Origin of the sequence: Shewanella sp. Sh95, from assembly GCF_001308045.1 — a bacterium.
GTDB classification, from domain to species: Bacteria; Pseudomonadota; Gammaproteobacteria; order Enterobacterales; family Shewanellaceae; genus Shewanella; species Shewanella xiamenensis.
On sequence record NZ_LGYY01000248.1, the window covers coordinates 1 to 236 of the forward strand.

Below are 236 nucleotides of genomic sequence, written 5' to 3' on the forward strand. Positions count from 1 at the left end.
GGCGCTCACCACTTTGTGGTTCATGACTGGGGTGAAGTCGTAACAAGGTAGCCCTAGGGGAACCTGGGGCTGGATCACCTCCTTACCTATACGACTAACTCGATGTTTGTTGAGTGTTCACACAGATTTGCTTGATAGAAGATAGAGTAAAAGATGGGTCTGTAGCTCAGCTGGTTAGAGCGCACCCCTGATAAGGGTGAGGTCGGTGGTTCAAGTCCACTCTGACCCACCAATCC

At 50.8% G+C, this 236-nt stretch carries 1 tRNA gene and 1 rRNA gene; both read left to right on the forward strand.

Annotation, left to right across the window (positions count from 1 at the left end):
• Positions 1–85: ribosomal RNA gene (locus AEA42_RS18810) — 16S ribosomal RNA — on the forward strand; the annotation flags it as partial.
• A gap of 70 nt (positions 86–155) precedes the next feature.
• A tRNA-Ile gene (locus tag AEA42_RS18815) sits at positions 156–232 on the forward strand.
• The last annotated feature ends 4 nt before the right edge of the window (positions 233–236 follow it).